Raw genomic sequence first — 16297 nt, forward strand, 5'->3', positions numbered from 1 at the left:
CCCGGGCCCTCCGGCGGACTGCGACCGCCCACAGGGGGCATACGCACCCGTGCGGGGGCTTGAACAAGAAGGGGCGGAGATGGAGATCGACGGCATCATCAGTGCCATCGTCATCGGAATAGTCATCGGCATCCTGGGCCGACTCGTCGTCCCGGGCCGCCAGCGCATCGGGATCCTGTGGACGATCCTCGTCGGCATCGCGGCCGCGCTGATCGGGTCGGGGATCGCGTCGGCCTTCGACGTGGCCGACACCGACGGGGTCGACTGGGTCGAGTGGCTCATCCAGATCGGGCTGGCCGCGGTCGGCGTGGCCGCGCTGGACCGGTCGCGCAGCCGCACCCGCCGCTGAGGGAGTGCGGCGCGTTGCCCGCGTCCTCGGCTCCTGCGCCCGCGCACCGCGGGCCGACGGGCCGACCGAGCAGCGGGCGGGCATACGCTTCCGGTGAGGATCGCATCGCCGAGGAGGACCTGCGCCATGGTCGTGAAGGACGTCGAACTGCCGCACCTGCGCCGCTGCGTGGAGCTGGCGGCCGAGGCGCTGGAAGCCGGTGACGAGCCGTTCGGGTCGGTCCTGGCCGGCGCTGACGGCGCGGTGCTCGCCGAGGACCACAACCGCGTGGCCTCGGGCGACCGCACCCGTCACCCCGAGTTCGAACTCGCCCGCTGGTCCGCCGCGCATCTCACGCCCGCCGAGCGGGCCGCCGCCACGGTGTACACCTCCGGCGAGCACTGCCCGATGTGCGCCGCCGCCCACGCCTGGGTGGGACTCGGCCGCATCGTGTACGTCGCCTCGTCGCAGCAGCTCGGGGGCTGGCTGGCCGAGTTCGGCGCCGCGGCGCCGCCGGTGCGGCCGCTGCCCGTGCACGAGGTGGCGCCCGGTGTGGTCGTCGAGGGCCCGGTGCCGGAACTCTGCGACGAGATCCGCGCGCTGCACCGTCGCTTCCACGAAGGGGCGGCAGGGCCGGCCTGAGGGCGGCGGGCGGAACGAGGCCACCGGCCACGCGGACACGCGCGGCGACGCACTCGTCGCCGGCGGAGCGGCACGTCCCGGCCGCGCTCCGCCCGCCGGCGCCCCGGGACGGCCGTCCGCCGTGGGTCAGCCCCCGGCCTCCGGCCGGAAGCGCCGGTAGAGGACGGCCCCGCCCAGCAGCAGCGCGGCGCCACCCGCGAGAGCGGGCAGGGTCTGGTCCGCGCCGGTGTGGGCGAGGGACACCGACGACGGGGCTGGTGGTGCGGAGTGCGCGGACGGCTTCGGCGGGACGCGCTCCTCCTCCGGCGCGGACGGCTCCGGCTCGGGTTCCGCGGGGGGCCGCTCGACCTCGGGGCGGTCACCGGAGGTGTTCGTCGACTCGTTGCCGACGGCCGGGTTGCCGATGCCGACCACGTTGACGCTGTTGCCGCTCACGTTCACCGGCAGGTGGACCGGGAGCTGCACGCCGTTGCCGGAGAGCACGCCCGGGGAGTCCTTCCCACCGCCCTCGGCGGTGGCGCCGCCGCCCGTGCCGGACGCTCCACCGCCCGCGGAGGTGCCCTGGCGGGACGTACCGCCCCCGTCGTCGTTGGCGCAGCTGTTGCCCGCGGCCGGGTTCAGGAGCCCGACCACGTTCACGGTGTTCCCGCACACGTTGACCGGCACGTCCACCGGGAGCTGGACGGTGTTGCCCGAGATCAGCCCGGGCGAGCCGACCGCGGAACCGTCCGCGCCGGCTCCGCCGGACGCGAACGCGGCATGCGCCGGCAGTGTCACGGCCAGCGCACCGGAGGCGGCGAGGGCGAACACGCCGTTTCGGGTAACCCTTCTCATGAGGTTCCCTGCCTTCCAGACATGGTCACGGGCGCTCGCCCGCACCGGTTCAACCGCGGACGCACCATCCGAGTTATGGCTTATAGGCCTTTCACCCCATCGAGTGGCCGTTTCATCGAACGAGCGGTGGAGCGTCCGCACGCCCGCCGCGCCGCCCACCGCACCGCGACATCGCCCGGAGGCGAGGTGCCGGGGGCCCGCTTATGGTGATCGAGGGCGTCGACCACCGGTCCGCGACGGGGCGCCCGGGAGGCATCGATGCTGGCCAAGCAGTCGAATCGGCCCGCGGCCCGGCGCCGCGCGGTCACCGGAGCGCTGGGGCTGGCCCTGCTGGGTGCCGGGCTGCCCGCCGTGACCGCGACCGCGAACGAGGCCGAACCCGGGACGGCCCGGTTCTACGACCAGAAGATCACCTGGTCGGCGTGCGAGGGCATGGACGTCCCGAAGGACCTGCAGTGCGGGAAGGTCACCGTCCCCCTGGACTACGACCGGCCCGGGTCGGGGACGCTCGACCTGGCCCTCGCCCGCTACCCGGCGACGACCGATGACCCGCGCGGCTCGGTCCTGCTCAACTTCGGTGGACCGGGCGGCTCCGGCGTCAGCGAACTCTCCGCCGGCGGCAAGGAGTTCATGCACCTGACCAACGACTACGACGTGGTGACCTTCGACCCCCGCGGCGTCGGCCGGTCCTCACCGGTGACCTGCGGGCCGGCCACGGTGGACATCATCGAGGCGACGAACGGGGACGAGACGCTCACCGAGCCCGAGGACGTGCTCAGGCGGCTGCGGGACGCGGCCGCCGAGTGCGCGGAACACTCCGGCCCCGTGCTGCGGCACATAGGCACGGTCGACGCGGCGCGTGACCTCGACGTGATGCGTCGGGCACTCGGCGACGACCGGCTCAACTACCTGGGATTCTCCTACGGCACCCGGCTCGGCGCGGTCTACGCCGCCCAGTTCCCGGACAAGGTCGGCCGGATGGTGCTCGACGGCGTGGACACGCTGACGGAACCGCTGACCGAGCAGGGACTGGCCGGCGCGCGGGGACAGCAGACGGCGCTGGAGAACTTCCTCGACTGGTGCGTGGAGGACATCGCGTGCCCGTTCGGACAGGACGCCCGGGACGCCCGCCGCCAGGTCGAACAGGTCATCGCCTCGCTCGACGAGGACCCCGTCCCGACGGGCTTCGGCGAGCCCTTCTCCGGACAGGACATGGTCGGCGCCGTCGGCCAGGCGCTGTACAGCGAGGAGTTGTGGCCCTCCTTGCAGCGGGCGCTCGCTCAGCTCATGGAGGACGGCGACACCCGAGGACTGGAGGGCTTCGTGTCCGGTGGGGTCACCTTCCCGGTCCGGGCGCCGAAGCCCGCGGAGGACCGGGAGCGCGCCGGCGGCGGCCTCACCGACCAGGAGGACGTCCCCATGGACAACCTGCCGGCCGCCCTCATGGCGATCAACTGCGCGGACGACCCCGACCGTCCCAGCGCCGCCCAGGTCGCCGGATCCCTGGGCCGGCTGCGCGAACGGTACGAGGAGGCCTCGCCCGTCTTCGGCCGCTACCGCCTCACCCAGGTGCTGATGTGCTACGGCCGCCCCAAGGGCACCGACTACATCCGCGACGACGTGAAGGACCTCGACACGGCCAGGATGCTGCTCGTGGGCACCCGGGGCGACCCGGCCACGCCGTACCGCTGGACCGAGGAGACGGCCGAGCGGCTCGGGGCCCCGGCCGTCGTCCTCGACAACAAGGGCGAGGGGCACACCGGCTACGCCTCCTCCGAGTGCGTGCACCGCAAGGTCGACGACTTCCTGCTGTACGGCTCCCTGCCGGCCGACGGCAGCTCCTGCGGCTCCGAGACCCCCCGGAGCGAGGACGACTGAGCCGGCGGCGGCCGGGCGGCGGCACCGGGCGCGAGGCCGGGACGGTTCGAGGCGGGTCGCCCCCGAATGCCCGATACGCCCATCGGTCCTATCGTGCTGTCATGGAGCACGATCTGAGTCCCGCCACCCTCGCCGAGCTACGGCGCCCCCGCCCGTACCCGGCCGTGTCCGTGCTGACGCCGACCCACCGCCGCGAACCGGACAACGCCCAGGATTCCGTCCGGCTGCGCAATGTGGTCGCCGAGGCCAAGAAACAGCTGGAGGACGATCCGGCGGTCACCCGCGAACGGCGCATGGAGGTGTCCCGGGAACTGGACCGGGCCCTCGCCGAAGTCGATCTGACCCACGCCGAGGACGGCCTGGCGATCTTCGCCGCTCCGGGCGAGCACCAGGTGTGGACGCTCGCCCGTTCCGTCCCGGAGCGCGTGGTCCTCGCGGACACCTTCCTGACCCGCAACCTCGTGGCCGCGCAGGCCGCTGAGCGGCCGTTCTGGGTGCTGTCGGTCGCGGCCGACCGCGTCACGCTGTGGAGCGGCGGTGCGGGCCGGGTCGTCGAGGACCGCACCGGCTGCTTCCCCATGGACCGGCCGCCGCTGGACTTCGACCCCGAACGCCAGGAGCGCATCGGCGACTCGCCGAGCACCTTCCGCGACGAGACCACCCGCCGGTTCCTGCGGGACGCCGACGCCGCGATGGGCAAGGTCCTGCGCGCGCATCCCCGGCCGCTGTACGTCACCGGCCCGCAGCCCGCGCTGTCCCTGCTGGAGGAGACCGGGAGCACCGTGCGGGAGGCGGTGCTCGTGCCGCACGGAGGCCTCGCGCACGGCACGGCCGAGGCCGTGTGGCAGGCGGTGCGGCCGGTGCAGGAGGACGAGGCGCACGGCTCCGTCGAGGCCGTGGCCAGGGAACTCGAGGCGGCCCGCGGACGCAAGGACTTCGCCGCCGGCGTGGACGAGTTGTGGGAGAGCGCGCACACCGGCCGGGTCCGACTGCTGGCCGTCGAGGAGAACTTCAAGGTGACGATGCGCGACGACGGGGAGCACCTGCTCCCCGCGGACGACGGCGACCTCGACGCCCGCGAGGACATCGTGGACGAGATCGTCGAGCAGTGCCTGGAGACCGGTGCCGAGGTCCGCTTCGTACCGGACGGCGCGCTCGGGGAGGCGGAGGGCATCGCGGGCGTGCTGCGGTACTGACCCCCACCGCCGCACCCGGGCGGCCCGCTCCTCTTGACGACCGTGAAACCCTGTCCGCCGTACACGTGTCCGCCCTCGCGGACACGCCGCGGACGGGGAAGGAGCCGACGGAGCGTGAGCATACTTCTGGGTGTGGCGGTCCTGGGCGCGGGGCACATGGGCGCCGATCACGTACGACGCCTCGACCGGGTGGTCAGCGGTGCCAGGGTCGCCGCGGTGGCGGACCCCGACGCCGACCGGGCGAAGGAGGCCGCGGCCGGGATCGACGGCGTGGCCGTGCACACCACCGCGGAGGCCGCGCTCGACGCACCGGGCGTCGAGGCCGTCCTGATCGCCTCGCCCGGAGAGGCGCACGAGGAGGCGCTGCTGGCCGCCTTCGCACGCGGACTGCCGGTGCTGTGCGAGAAGCCGATGGTGCCGGACTCCGCGGGCGCGCTGCGGGTGGTGGAGGCGGAGGCGCGAGGAGGCCGGAGGCTGGCGCAGATCGGTTTCATGCGGCGCTACGACCCCGAGTACCGTCGGCTGAAGTCGCTGCTGGACGGCGGGCGGCTGGGCCGGCCCCTGATGCTGCACTGCGTCCACCGCAACGTGTCCTCCCCGCCGCACTTCACCTCCGCGATGCTCGTCACCAGCTCCGTCTCGCACGAGATCGACGCGGCCCGCTGGCTGCTCGGGCAGGAACTGACCGCGGTGACCGTGCTCCGCCCGCGCCCCTCGGCGGGCGCGCCCGCGGGGCTGATCGACCCGCAGTTCGTGCTCTTCGAGACCGAGCGGGGCGCCCTGGTCGACGTGGAGATCTTCGTCAACTGCGGCTTCGGCTACGAGGTGCGCTGCGAGGCCGTCTGCGAGTCGGGCAGCGCCCGGATCGGGGAGGCGCACACCCTGCTGGTGACGGCCGCGGGCGCCGCGCGCGAAGAGGTGCCGCAGGACTACCTCGTACGGTTCGCGGACGCCTACGACCGCCAGGTGCAGGCCTGGGTCGACGCCACCCGGCGGGGCCGGGTCACCGGCCCGGGCGCCTGGGACGGGTACGCCGCCTCCGTGGCCGCCGAGGCCGGTGTGCGCTCCCTGGAGACGGGCACCCGCACCCCCGTCGTCCTGGCGCCCCGTCCGGCCCTGTACGACCCGTCATAGAACAAGGGTCCACCGAACACCAGGGCGACGACTCCGCAGACCCACGACGCCCGTCAAGTTCCGTAGGCATCCTACGACTTGGGCCTCCGCGCGCTTACCCCGCCGACGTGCCGAAGTCGCTCCGGGAAGACCGTGGCATATGCCCGAAGCACCACCGTATCGTGTGTCGCCGAATCCCTTACGGGGCGTCGCGGGCTGTGCAACAGTCGTAACGGTCCTTCCGCCAGCCTCGGTCCCGCCTTGGTCGTACCGTCTGCACATCGGAGTGCGTCATGTCGTCCCCTCTCTCCGCGGACCATCCAGCCGCCCAGCCACCAGGACGCGGCTCGGTGGAAGCCCTGATATCGCAGACGCGGCGGCTCAGGGGCGATGTGGACGCGGTGCGGCGGGACAGCCGGGACGACGGAACGGACCCTCATCGGCGCTGGCAGCGCGCCCTGTACGACCTGGCGCTGCACCAGCTCAGCGATCTGGACGAGCACCTGGCGCAGCTGCGGGACGGCCCGGCCCCCGTCCCCCGGCCGGGCTCGCTGCTCAGCCGGGTCGGCAGTGCGGAGTGGAACCTGCTGACCGACGAGGCCGAGTGGTCCGGGGAGCTCTTCCACATCTTCGGCCGCGACCCGGCGTCCGCCCCGCTCAGCCTCGACGAACTCCCTTCCCTGGTGGTCGCCGACGACCGGCCCGGACTGACCGCGATGGTCACCGGCTGCCTCGTCGACGGCCGGCCCATCGACGGGGAGTTCCGCGTGGTGCGGCCCGACGGCACGGTACGCACCGTGCACATGATGGGCGAGCCCGTGCTCGACGCCGACGGCAGCACCGCCTCGATGTGGGCGGTACTGCGCGACGTCAGCGAACTGCGCCGCAGTCAGCGGGCGGTGAGCGAGACCCGTGACTCGCTCCGGCACCGTCCGCTGCCCGCGGGCGGCGAGCCACGGGCCGCGGTCGAACCGCGGGACGCCGTGCTGCCACCCTGGCACGGCCTCCTGCGGTTCCCGCACGAGGGACGGCCCGGCCTGGACCTGGCCGCCGGGTACCTGCCGTCACCCGCGCACGCGCCCGGGACCGGTGCCTGGTACGACGCATGCGCGCTCCCCGGTGACGACACCCTGCTCAGCGTCGGCGCACTCGCCGGGCCGGACATCGCCGGGGCCCAGGCCCCGGCGATGGTCATCAGTGCTCTGCGCGGCCTGTCCGTGGCCGGCTCGCAGCCCGCACAACTACCGGACCGACTCGACCGGTTACTCGACTGCGGCGCCCTGCCCCCCGTGCGCGACGCCCTGTTCTGCGGCTACCGGTCCGGGACCCGCACCCTGACCTGGGCGCATACCGGACGAGCCGTCCCCCTGCTGGTCCGTGACGGAACGGCGCGGACGACGGCCGAGCGGCAGGCGGTGCCCCTCCGCGCCGGCGACCTGGTACTCCTGCACAACGGCGGACTCGTCGAGGAGGACGAGCATCACCTCCTCGCCCTGGCTCCCCGTCTGGCCGGGGTGCGTTCCGCCCAGGACGGCCTACGGATCGTGACGGAGGTGCTCGACGCGACCGCCGCTTCCGGCCGCCGGGGCGACACCTGCGTGCTGGTCGCCCGGGTGACGGGGCAGTAAGCACGTCGAGCGGGCGCGGGGACCACGGCGGGCACTACGCCGGCGCGACGTCGCCGCCCCTCCCCCTGGCCCTGGACGACTTCCCCTTGGGCAGCGCCCGTTCGATCTCCTCCCGCAGCTCCTGGATCTTCGGGAAGCCGGCGTACTCCGCGGTCAGCCGGTACATCTGACGCAGCCGGTCCCAGGTGCGCTGGGAGGAGTTGGTGCCCATGGACACGAGGGCCAGTCGCGCGTACCGGTCCGCCTGTTCGGGATCGTCGGCGATGAAGCAGGCGGAGGCCATGGACAGATAGTCGAAGATCTTGGACCGCTGCCGGCCGTCGATCCGCAGTGCCAGTGCCTTCTCCGCGTAGTGCTGGGCGTGCGCGGCGGCACCCGGTTCGAACTCGGCGAGCGTCCGGTAGGCCAGGGCCTGCATGCCGTACAGGTCCTCCTCCTTGAAGGTCTGCATCCAGTCCGGCGGCGGCACGTCCGCCTTGTCGGAGACGAAGAGGTCCTCGGCCCGTCCCAGGGTGCGACGCATCGCCTGGCCCTTGCCCATGGAAGCCTGCGCCCAGGCCTCGATGGTGTAGAGCATGGCCCGGGTACGCGGCAGCACCTCCTCGCCGGAGCCCGACTCGGCGAGCTTCATCAGGTCGAGCGCGTCGTCGGGCCGGCCCAGGTGCACCATCTGGCGGGCGGCCCGGGAGAGGGCCTCGCCGGCCCGGGGCCGGTCGCCGCCCTCACGCGCGGCATGGGCGGCGATGACGAAGTACTTCTGGGCCGTGGGTTCCAGCCCGACGTCGTGCGACATCCAGCCCGCGAGGACCGCGAGGTTGGCGGCGACGCCCCACAGGCGGCGCTGGAGATGGGGTGGGTGGTGGTAGGAGAGCATGCCTCCCACCTCGTTGAGCTGGCCCACCACGGCCTTGCGCTGCAGCCCGCCGCCCCGGGCGGCGTCCCAGGCGCGGAACACCTCGACCGAGCGCTCGAGTTCCTCCACCTCCTGGGACCCGATGGGCGCGGCCTCGTAGCGGTCGAACCCGGCGGGATCGGCGTGCAGGGGTTGGCGGGGGTGGGAGGCGTCGGCAGCCAGGGCCGGGTCGGTGTGCAGCCAGTCGTGCATGGCGCTGCTGAGTGCGGAGCCCGCGGCGAGCGCGGCGCCCGCGCCCACCAAGCCGCGTCGGTTGAGCATGAGGTCCATTCCCGTGAATTCGGTGAGGACCGCCGCGGTCCGCTCGGGCGCCCACGGCACTCCGTCGGGATGTTCCTCGCTCCCGCCGTCCTGCCGCTTCCCCGCGCGCCCGTGCCGAACCAGACCGAGGTCCTCGATGGTCACGACACGGCCGAGACGCTCGGTGAACAGAACCGCCAGCACCCGCGGCACCGGATCACGCGGGATCTCTCCCATGTCGATCCACCGCCGCACCCGCGAGGTGTCCGTCGCCAGTTGGGGGTGGCCCATGGCCGCCGCCTGCCGGTTGACCAGTCTCGCGAGTTCACCCTTGGACCAGCCGGCCAGGCCGAACAGGTCCGACAGACGGGTGTTGGGTTCCTTGTTCACGTCAAGCCCCCAGGTTCTCGGCTGAGTTGACAGTAGCCCCGTGCGGGTTGCCGAGCGACTATTCGCCACCGTTCGCCAGGGTGCGCCAGATGGTGTGCCAGGGGCGGACGGGTGTCAGGTAGGAATGCGCCACCCCGACCCGGTTGCCGTGGGGTTACTCCCCAGGGTGGCCCCCGGCGGCCGGTCGGACGGCGCGACGGCTTTCGGAAGGCGGCCCCTCCGCACGATCGGTCGGGCACCGCTCTTCAGGCAGGCACAGCAGGCACACGAAGGGATCTGTCTCGCCCATGTACGCAGCATCGTCCTCCGTGTCCGCCCCGCAGCGCTCGCTGCACCCCCGCCCGGCGGCGGGCGGCGGCCCCTATCTCGCCCCCGCTCGTCCGGCGGCCCCGGTGCTCGGGGCGGGCAGGGCGCGGCGCGGCACGGGCCCCGGCACCCAGCCGCTCAGCGGGAGAATCGACCTGTCCGGCCCCCAGGGGGCCCAACTGCGCACGGCGATCACCTCCGTGCACCGGATCTGTCCGGAGTTCGCCCCGGTGCAGGTGCTGCGCCGCAGCGGGCGCTCCGTCCTCCTGGTCGGTACGACCGGCCGCAGCACCGCGGTCGCCAAGTGTTTACTGGACCACTCCCCCGCGTGGGCGGAGCGCATCCGGCACGAGATAGGGGCATACCGCTCGTTCGTCCGGCACCGCCCCCCGGTGCGGGTGCCGAGGCTGATCGCAGCGGATCCGGACAACTGCACCCTGGTGATCGAGCGGATGCCGGGACGGGTGGCGGCTCTGCACCGGCATCCGCTGGAGGCCCCGCCGCGGGCGGACATCAGGGCGGCGCTCGGCGCGATCTGCCGGCTCAACGCCTGGCGTCCGCCGGCCGGCACCTTCGACGCTCCGCTGGACTACGCGGCCCGGATCTCCCGTTACCACGAGCTGGGGCTGCTCACCGACCGGGATCTGGGCGACCTCCAGAAGCTGCTGCACGGCATCGCCCACGCGGGCGGCCGCCAGGGCATGGGCCAGTTCTGCCACGGGGACGCGCTGCTCTCCAACGTCCTGATGTCACCGGCCGGTCCGGTGCTGGTGGACTGGGAGCACGCGGGCTGGTACCTGCCCGGTTACGACCTGGCGACCCTGTGGGCCGTCCTCGGCGACGCCCCGGTGGTCCGCCGCCAGATCAGCCAGATCGCCCAGGCGGGCGGGACGGCAGCGCGCGACGCGTTCCTGGTCAACCTGATGCTGGTGCTGACCCGGGAGATCCGTACGTACGAGACGGCCGTGCAGCGTTCCCTTCAGGACACCGCGCCGGTGGCACCGGTCCCTCCCGGTGCCGCGCCGTCCGGCGAGGAGCAGCGGCTGCTGTTGCGCCGGCTGCACGACGACTGCCAGATGGCCCGGCGGGCCGTACGCGCGGCGGTCGGCACGCGCTGACAGAAGGACGACGATCCGCGGTGCACCCCGGACGGGGGTGCACCGCGGCTTTCGTGTGCCGCGGCCCGCGCACCGATCATTGGTGTACGCCACTGACGCCGCCCAGGCCCGTGCCCCGCCGCCACGAAACTCGCCCGTCCCCCTGCTGACGTGGGCAATCGCCGTTGTGACGGCATGATTGACGGATCGTCGGACCGCCGGGTACCACTGACCCACGCCCGGCCCCGCACAGTCCGTCACGTCACGCCCGTCACAGGAGGCCGCTTTGCGCAGATCCCCCGTCGTGCCCGCCCTGGCCGCGGTGGCAGTGCTGCTGCCGTTGCTCGGCGCGGCGCCGTCCGCCGGCCGGCCGTCCGCGACGCCACCCACCCAGGAGGACCGCCTGCAGCGGGCGTTCGCCGCCGCGTCCGCGGAGTACCACGTGCCGCAGAGCGTCCTGCTCGGCGTCTCCTACCTCCAGTCCCGCTGGGACGCGCACGCGGGCGCGCCGAGTGTGACCGGCGGCTACGGCCCGCTGCACCTCACCGACGCCCGCACGGCCCTGGCCGGAGCCTCGCACCACAGCGAGGGCACCGAGGACCCCCGCGGTGACGACGCCCGGGCTCCGCTGCACCCGGCGGCGCCCGCCCGGCAGCCGGCCGACCTGCCGGCCCGGCTGTCCACACTGCCGAGGGCGGCCGAGCTGACCGGTCTGAGCCCCGAGGCGCTGCGCACCGACGCGGCCGCCAACGTGTCCGGCGGCGCCGCGCTGCTGGCCGCCGCCCAGCGGGATCTGGGCGAGCCGCTCAGCGCGGACCCGGCGGACTGGTACGGGGCGGTGGCCCGCTTCTCGGGCGCCGAGGACTCCGCGACGGCGGCCGTGTACGCGAACGACGTGTTCGAGGTGATCCGCGAGGGCGGGCGGCGGATCACGGACGCCGGACAGCGGGTCGCCCTGGCGGCCCGGCCCGACGTGGAGCCCGACGTCTCACAGCTGGCGCGGGCGGGTCTGCGCACCGCCTCGGCCGCCGGGACCGAGTGCCCGAAGTCGGTGTCGTGCGAATGGCTGCCGGCCCCCTACGAGGAGTTCGGCGACGGCGACTACGGCAACCACGACCTGGGGAACCGGCCCGCCACCCAGCGCATCCGGTACATCGTCGTGCACGACACGGAAGGCGCCTGGAACGGCGTGCTCGACATGGTCCAGGACCCGGCGTACGTGTCGTGGAACTACACCCTGCGCTCCACCGACGGCCACATCGCCCAGCACGTGAAGGCAAAGGACGTGGCCTGGCACGCGGGCAACTGGTACGTCAACGCGAAGTCGGTCGGCCTGGAGCACGAGGGCTTCCTCGCGGAGCCGGACGCCTGGTACACGGAGGCGATGTACCGGTCGTCGGCGCGGCTGGTGAAGTACCTGTCCAAGAAGTACGACATCCCACTGGACCGGCAGCACGTCATCGGCCACGACAACGTCCCGGGCACCACCACGGCGACGATCCCGGGCATGCACACCGACCCCGGCCCGTACTGGGACTGGCGGCACTACTTCGAGCTGCTGGGCCGCCCCTTCGAGCCGACCGCCGCGAAGAGGTCCGGCGTGGTGACGATCCGCCCCGACTACGCCGCCAACCGGCCCGAGTACACCGGCTGCGAGACGAGGGGCGAGCCCTGCGCCACGCACGGCTCCAGCGCGGTGCGGCTCTACTCCGACCACGACGTGAACGCGCCGCTGATCAGGGACGTCGGCCTCGGCACCACACCCACGACCGGGGTGAACGACCTGTCCTCCCGGGTCTCCACGGGCCAGCAGTACGCGGTGGCCGACCGGTGGGGCGACTGGACGGCCATCTGGTACCTGGGGCAGAAGGCCTGGTTCCACAACCCGCGGAAGAGCCCGGCGGCGGTGCCCGCCTCGGGCCGGGTGATCACCCCGAAGGAGGGTCTGGAGAGCGTCCCGGTGTACGGGCGCGCGTACCCCGAGAAGGCCGCCTACCCGGCGGACGTGCCCGCCCAGGCCGTGTCGCCGCTGCCGTACCGGATGCTCGCGGGGCAGAAGTACGTGGCCGGTGAGAAGGTGCCCGGCGAGTACTACTACGCGGTCACCTTCGACGAGGCCTCCCACCGGGTGGTGGGCGGTGAGGACCTGTACTACGAGATCCAGTACGGCCACCGGGTCGCGTACGTGCGTGCCGCCGACGTCACTCTCTCGACCGAGCGGTAGCCGGCCGGTCAGCCCTGCTGGAAAAGCTCCGCCGGGAGCGGCTTCAGCAGGGCGTACAGGTCGTCGGTGATGGGGCGGTCCCAGGCGGCGATGGTCACCAGGACGCCGTCGCTGCGGTCGAACTGCACACAGGAGATCCGGCCCTCGGAGAGCTTGAGGCGGCGCACGATGAGCAGGTTGTCGCCCTGCATCACGGGGACGTCCTCGGCGCCGACGACCGTCACCTCCTCGTCGTTCTCCAGGGCCAGCAGCAGCTGGGCCACCTCGAACGGGATCTCGCCCTCGGGGACCTCGCGGGCCGGGGAGCCGGCCGGCAGGTTGCCGATGATCATCGCGGGGCCGCGTCCACCGAACAGGTCGTAGCGCAGGAAGACGCCCTGGCAGCTGCCGTCCGGTGCGGGCAGGAGGCCGGCGCCCAGGTTCCCGGGCCAGTCGCCCGGGTCCATGGCCAGTACGTCGAAGTCGGGCCCGGCGGGCGTGGCGCTGCGGCGGCGGAGGAACGACATGCCGCCATGGTACGTGGCCGCGCCGCCCGGCACGGAGTGCGGGCGGCGCCCGACCGGACCGTGCGGCCCCGCCCTCGCGCGCGCCCGCCTCGTGTCACTCCTCCGGAGGGGCCGGCGGCACCACCGCGACCGGGGCGGCCGCGTGCAGCAGGACGGCGTGGGTGACGGAGCCCATCATGCGGGCGGGGGCCAGCAGGCGCCGGCGGTGACGGCCGACGACGACCAGGTCGGCGTCGCGCGAGGCGGCGACGAGGTGCCCGGCCGCGTCGCCGGGCACGACGTACGTCTCGGCCCGGACGTCGGGGTGGCGCCCCCGGTAGGGGGCGAGGAAGCCGTCGGCCAGGACCCGGGTCTCGCTCTCGATGGACACCTCGTCGATCACCAGCGGCATCGCCTGGCCCGCCGCGGCCCAGCTCTGCACCGGCCACGGGTGGGCGGCGACCACCTGGAGGCGGGCGCCGCGCAGCTCCGCCTCGGCGAAGGCGAAGGACAGCGTGGCGTCGTCGGGACTGTCCACGTGCAGGCCGACGACCACCCGGGGGCCGGGTTCGGCGGGCGGCTCCCCGTGGACCTCGCGCCCGGGGCGGGGCACCACCACGACGGGGCACTCGGCGTCGCGGGCGGCGGCCATGCCGTTGGAACCGAGGAGCAGACTGGCGAAGCCGCCGCGGCCCCGGGAGCCGAGAACCAGCAGCTGGGCGTCCACACCCAGCTCCGGCAGCACGGCACCCGGCACGCCCTCCATGCCGACGTACTCCGTCGCCACCGCGTAGGCCCGCCCCTGAAGGTGCGCGCGGGCCTGGTCGAGCAGCGGGTCGTCGCCGGTGTCCGGTGGACCCGCGACCAGGACCTCGGCCTGCGCCCAGGCGGCGTACTGACGCACGTGGACCACCCGCAGGGGTGCCTCGTGCCGGTGGGCGGCGTCGAATGCCCAGTCCAGGGCGCGCAGGCTGTCGTCCGAGCCGTCGACCGCCGCGATGACCGGCAGGGTGGTGCTCATGGGTTCCTCACCTCCGGGTACGACCGTCCCCCTCGTGGCGTCAGCCTCGCTCAGGCCTCGGCCCCGCGGGGGCGCTCACGGTCGCGTGTCCGGAAAAAGGAGGGGAACACCCCCGGATCGGGCGGACGGGCACCCGGCCCGGCCCCCGGGGAGGCGCCTCACGTGAGGTCGAACTCCCCCTCCCGCGCTCCTGACACGAACGCGCCCCATTCCGCGGGGGTGAAGATCAGGGAGGGGCTCTGCGGGCTACCGCTGTTCCGCATGGCGATGAACCCCTCGACAAAGGCGATCTGGACATCTCCCAGGCCTCGGCTGCTGGACTGCCACTGCGCGTTGCTGAGATCCAGCTCCGGCTTGTCCCAGCCCATGAGCGGGCGTTGTTGGGTGGTGCTCTCGGCCACGTCCGTGCTCCTCCCGGTCTCGTCGTCCGCGGTCAGCCTAGCGATCGGGTCCGACCGCCGACAGGCCACGTGGTCACGGTCCGGCGAACCGGTCGCGCAGCTCCCGCTTGAGGATCTTCCCGCTGGCGTTGCGCGGCAGCGCGTCCACGAACCTCACCCGTTTGGGCGCCTTGAAGGCGGTGAGCCTCTCGCGGGCGTGGGCGATCAGTTCGTCCTCCGTGACCTCGCCGCGCGGGACGACGATCGCCGTGACGGCCTCGATCCACCGCTCGTCGGGCAGTCCGATCACGGCGGCCTCGGCGACCGCCTCGTGCGTGTAGAGGGCGTCCTCGACCTGGCGGGAGGCGACCAGCACACCGCCGGAGTTGATGACGTCCTTCACGCGGTCGACGATCGTGAAGTAGCCGTCCGCGTCCCGGACCGCGAGGTCGCCGGAGTGAAACCAGCCGTCGCGGAAGGCGGCTTCGGTCTCCTCGGGCTTGTCCCAGTAGCCCTGGCACAACTGCGGTGAGCGGTAGACGATTTCGCCGGGCGTGCCGTCGGGCGCGTCCTTGCCGTCCTCGTCGACCACCCGCGCGTCGACGAAGAGGACGGGGCGCCCGCAGGAGTCCATGCGGCCCTCGTGCTCGTCCGGGCCGAGGACGGTGGCGAGGGGGCCGATCTCGCTCTGGCCGAAGCAGTTGTAGAAGGCCAGCCCGGGGAGGCGCTCGCGCAGGCGCTCCAGGACGGGGACGGGCATGATCGACGCCCCGTAGTAGGCCTTGTGCAGGCCGCCGAGGTCCCGGGTGGCGAAGTCGGCGCGGCCCGCGAGGCCGATCCACACGGTGGGCGGCGCGAACAGGCTGTCCACGCGGCCGGACTCGATCAGGTCGAGGATCCGGTCGCCGTCGGGCGCGTCGAGGACGATGTTCGTCGCGCCGATCGCGAGGTAGGGCAGCAGGAAGACGTGCATCTGCGCCGAGTGGTAGAGGGGCAGCGCGTGCGCCGGGCGGTCGCCGGCGCCGAGGTCGAGGGCGGTGATGGCGCTCAGGTACTCGTGCACGAGCGCCCGGTGGGTCATCATCGCGCCCTTGGGCAGCGCGGTGGTGCCCGAGGTGTAGAGCAGCTGGACCAGGTCCTCGCCGTCCGGCTCGGGACCGTCGTACACGGGTGCCGCGGCCAGCCGGGCGAGCAGTGAGTCGTCCGTGTCGCGCAGCGGGAGCGTGCGGACGCCGTCGGGGAGCCGGTCCGTGAGGTCCGGGTCGGCGAGGACCAGCGTGCTGCCGGACTGGTCCACGATGTAGGCGAGGTCGTCGCCGGTGAGGTTCTGGTTGACCGGGACGTGCACCAGGCCCGCGCGGGCGCAGGCGAGGAGGGCGATCAGGTAGGCGTCGGAGTTGTGCCCGTAGGCGCCGACCCGGTCGCCGGGGGCCGCCCCCTCGGCCAGCAGGACGCTCGCCGCGCGGGAGACGGCGGTGTCGAGCTCGTCGTACGTCCAGGAGCGGTCGCGGTACTCCACCGCGACGCGGGCCGGAGTGCGCCGGGCGCTGCGGCGCAGCACCCCGTCGACCGTGCTGCCGTGTCCGGGCGTCAGCGTCATGACATGATCCTCGGCCGGTGGG

Annotated in this window: 14 protein-coding genes; 8 read left to right on the top strand and 6 right to left on the bottom strand. The window is 73.5% G+C overall.

What is annotated here, in order from left to right:
- Nucleotides 1-79 precede the first annotated feature (79 nt).
- Both SAM23877_RS04295 and SAM23877_RS04300 read left to right on the top strand, forming a co-directional pair.
- Complete coding sequence (locus tag SAM23877_RS04295; protein ID WP_053127102.1) at nucleotides 80-349, top strand: GlsB/YeaQ/YmgE family stress response membrane protein; 270 nt, start codon at nucleotides 80-82, stop codon at nucleotides 347-349.
- Nucleotides 350-475: 126 nt separating this feature from the next.
- Nucleotides 476-970, top strand: a complete 495-nt coding sequence (locus SAM23877_RS04300) for a nucleoside deaminase (RefSeq protein WP_053127104.1) — start codon at nucleotides 476-478, stop codon at nucleotides 968-970.
- Between the two features lie 126 nt (nucleotides 971-1096).
- Here the strand turns inward: SAM23877_RS04300 and SAM23877_RS04305 are convergent, their stop codons facing one another.
- Entirely contained in the window at nucleotides 1097-1804 is a 708-nt protein-coding gene (locus tag SAM23877_RS04305; RefSeq protein WP_053127105.1) for a chaplin, read from the bottom strand.
- Between the two features lie 258 nt (nucleotides 1805-2062).
- On the opposite strand from SAM23877_RS04305, the gene SAM23877_RS04310 reads away from it, so the two are divergent.
- The 4 genes from SAM23877_RS04310 (at nucleotide 2063) to SAM23877_RS04325 (ending at nucleotide 7619) form a co-directional block, all read left to right on the top strand.
- Complete coding sequence (locus SAM23877_RS04310) at nucleotides 2063-3682, top strand: alpha/beta hydrolase (RefSeq protein ID WP_053127107.1); 1620 nt, start codon at nucleotides 2063-2065, stop codon at nucleotides 3680-3682.
- Between the two features lie 101 nt (nucleotides 3683-3783).
- The gene (locus tag SAM23877_RS04315; RefSeq protein ID WP_053127109.1) at nucleotides 3784-4878 is read left to right on the top strand and encodes a baeRF3 domain-containing protein; all 1095 of its coding nucleotides are present in this window, start codon (nucleotides 3784-3786) and stop codon (nucleotides 4876-4878) included.
- 114 nt (nucleotides 4879-4992) lie between these two features.
- The gene (locus SAM23877_RS04320; RefSeq protein WP_053127111.1) at nucleotides 4993-6012 is read left to right on the top strand and encodes a Gfo/Idh/MocA family protein; all 1020 of its coding nucleotides are present in this window, start codon (nucleotides 4993-4995) and stop codon (nucleotides 6010-6012) included.
- Nucleotides 6013-6284: 272 nt separating this feature from the next.
- Nucleotides 6285-7619 (top strand): PAS domain-containing protein, encoded by a 1335-nt coding sequence (locus SAM23877_RS04325; protein WP_053127113.1) that lies wholly within the window; start codon nucleotides 6285-6287, stop codon nucleotides 7617-7619.
- Between the two features lie 34 nt (nucleotides 7620-7653).
- On the opposite strand, the gene SAM23877_RS04330 is transcribed toward SAM23877_RS04325, so the two are convergent.
- Nucleotides 7654-9162 (bottom strand): DNA-binding protein NsdB, encoded by a 1509-nt coding sequence (locus tag SAM23877_RS04330; RefSeq protein WP_053127115.1) that lies wholly within the window; start codon nucleotides 9160-9162, stop codon nucleotides 7654-7656.
- Between the two features lie 287 nt (nucleotides 9163-9449).
- On the opposite strand from SAM23877_RS04330, the gene SAM23877_RS04335 reads away from it, so the two are divergent.
- The gene (locus SAM23877_RS04335) at nucleotides 9450-10586 is read left to right on the top strand and encodes an aminoglycoside phosphotransferase family protein (protein WP_053127117.1); all 1137 of its coding nucleotides are present in this window, start codon (nucleotides 9450-9452) and stop codon (nucleotides 10584-10586) included.
- 265 nt (nucleotides 10587-10851) lie between these two features.
- Nucleotides 10852-12789, top strand: a complete 1938-nt coding sequence (locus tag SAM23877_RS04340) for an N-acetylmuramoyl-L-alanine amidase (protein ID WP_053127119.1) — start codon at nucleotides 10852-10854, stop codon at nucleotides 12787-12789.
- A gap of 8 nt (nucleotides 12790-12797) precedes the next feature.
- Here the strand turns inward: SAM23877_RS04340 and SAM23877_RS04345 are convergent, their stop codons facing one another.
- From SAM23877_RS04345 to SAM23877_RS04360, 4 genes are all read right to left on the bottom strand, one after another.
- Nucleotides 12798-13295, bottom strand: a complete 498-nt coding sequence (locus tag SAM23877_RS04345; protein WP_053127120.1) for a hypothetical protein — start codon at nucleotides 13293-13295, stop codon at nucleotides 12798-12800.
- A 94-nt stretch (nucleotides 13296-13389) separates the two neighbouring features.
- Nucleotides 13390-14295, bottom strand: a complete 906-nt coding sequence (locus SAM23877_RS04350) for a universal stress protein (protein ID WP_053127123.1) — start codon at nucleotides 14293-14295, stop codon at nucleotides 13390-13392.
- A gap of 158 nt (nucleotides 14296-14453) precedes the next feature.
- A complete protein-coding gene (locus SAM23877_RS04355; protein ID WP_007446660.1) occupies nucleotides 14454-14696 on the bottom strand; it encodes a DUF397 domain-containing protein in 243 nt (80 codons plus the stop codon).
- A gap of 73 nt (nucleotides 14697-14769) precedes the next feature.
- Nucleotides 14770-16275, bottom strand: coding sequence for an acyl-CoA synthetase (locus SAM23877_RS04360; protein ID WP_107408646.1), 1506 nt, complete (start codon nucleotides 16273-16275; stop codon nucleotides 14770-14772).
- Nucleotides 16276-16297: the final 22 nt, after the last annotated feature.

This window comes from Streptomyces ambofaciens ATCC 23877 (genome assembly GCF_001267885.1).
GTDB lineage: Bacteria > Actinomycetota > Actinomycetes > Streptomycetales > Streptomycetaceae > Streptomyces > Streptomyces ambofaciens.